Origin of the sequence: Streptomyces phaeochromogenes, from assembly GCF_001418655.1 — a bacterium.
In the GTDB taxonomy this organism is placed as follows: domain Bacteria; phylum Actinomycetota; class Actinomycetes; order Streptomycetales; family Streptomycetaceae; genus Streptomyces; species Streptomyces phaeochromogenes.
Window position 1 is genome coordinate 12430 of record NZ_LIQZ01000370.1, and the last position, 215, is coordinate 12644.

Annotated in this window: 1 pseudogene; it reads right to left on the minus strand. The window is 70.7% G+C overall.

The features are described from left to right. Positions 1 to 163 (minus strand): annotated as a pseudogene (locus tag AOK17_RS52850) (glutamine-hydrolyzing GMP synthase); the annotation flags it as partial. Positions 164 to 215: the final 52 nt, after the last annotated feature.

The window sequence follows — 215 nt, forward strand, 5'->3', positions numbered from 1 at the left end:
CCGCCGGGTTCTTGGCGAGCATCTCCGCGACCGGCATGGTGCTCGGCACGATCTCGCTGTAGACGCGGGCCTCGCGGACTCGGCGGGCGATGAGCTGGGCGTACTGCGCACCGAAGTCGACGACCAGGACGGTGTCGGGGGCGACGGGGGACGCTTCTGGCACGGTTTGCCTTCCGGCGGTGAGCAAGGGGTGTGTGGGGGCGAGTCTACCGGGG